1 protein-coding gene is annotated in these 1,209 nt (G+C 70.1%); it reads right to left on the reverse strand.

Features of this window, described 5'->3' with window-relative positions; all coding sequences use genetic code 11:
* Positions 1–166 precede the first annotated feature (166 nt).
* Positions 167–1,138 carry an IS5 family transposase gene (locus J2851_RS35435; RefSeq protein ID WP_209774085.1) on the reverse strand — a complete coding sequence of 324 codons (972 nt, stop codon included), beginning with the start codon at positions 1,136–1,138 and terminating at the stop codon, positions 167–169.
* Between the last annotated feature and the right edge of the window lie 71 nt (positions 1,139–1,209).

Raw genomic sequence — 1,209 nt, forward strand, 5'->3', positions numbered from 1 at the left:
GAGGGTTTTGCGATAGGGCCGGATTTCGGGTGTTACGCGAGCATTCCGCGGCCAAGCAGGACCGAAATCCTGTTTGTCCGTGGATTCGCCGTGCCACGGCGGCCCAGCGGCGCCCAAAGTCGGGGTTTTGCCCGAGGTTCGGCGGCCTGAGGACGGATCTCGCCCATCAAACCGCCCCGACGCCGGCGGCCCGGCGCAGATTGTAGGCGCAGCAGGCAAGCAGGACCTGCACGTGGTTGCGCGCCTGGGTGAAGAAGCGCATGCGGCGCAAGCCGTACTGCTCCTTGAACACGGCGAACGGGCGCTCCACGGCGAAGCGCACCTGGGCGAGCAGGCGGTTGCGGCGCTTGGGCCAGGGCGCCAGGACCGGATGGTGCTTGTTGGGCCGCATCATGATGCCGTCGCGGATGCCGCGCTCCTTCAGCCACGCGCGCCGCGCCTTGCTGCTGTAGCCCTGGTCGCCCAGCACCATCGCCTCGTCCCCGCACACCAGCCGGTCGCCCAGTTCGGTGTCGGTCACCGAGGCGTCGCTCACCGCCACGGTGCGGATCAGCGTGTGTGCCTGGTCGACGCCGATGTGGATCTTGTAGCCGAACACCTTGAGCGCGTTCTTCGCCCCCCAGGCCGCATCCGGATCGGCCGAGGGCCGCTCCTTCCCCTGCCGGCTCCGGCGGCTCGGGCGCGCCCGCGCCGGGACCAGGGAGGCGTCGATCAGCGTGCCCTGCTTGACGATCAGCCCTTGGGCCGTGAACTGGCGGTTGATCTCGGCGAACACCGCCTCCGCCAGGCCGGTCTCCTCCAGCGCCGCGCGGAAGCGCCACAGCGTGGAATGGTCGGGCGTCGGGTCGTCCAGGCTGAGGCCGACGAAGCGGCGGAACGACAGCCGGTCGGCCAGCGCCGCCTCCAGCGCCGGATCGGACAGACCGCCGTGCCACAGCCCGAGCAGCAGGCAGCGCAGCAGCAGCACCGGCGGATAGCCCGGAGCCCCGGCATCCGAGCGCCGGTTGCGCAGCGGCCGCAACACCACCTCCAGCGCCGCCCAATCCACCGCTCCAGCGATCCGGTCCAGAACCCCGCTCTCCGGAGCCCGGACCAGACTGTCCGCCAAACTCAGCTGACCGCACACCCGAACCCGCATGCCCGCCCCCATCCCGAGATCCCAGGAAGGGAATCACAACTGCGGACGTTCGGCAATTGCGCAAAACCCTC

This window comes from Azospirillum rugosum, assembly GCF_017876155.1.
GTDB classification, from domain to species: domain Bacteria; phylum Pseudomonadota; class Alphaproteobacteria; order Azospirillales; family Azospirillaceae; genus Azospirillum; species Azospirillum rugosum.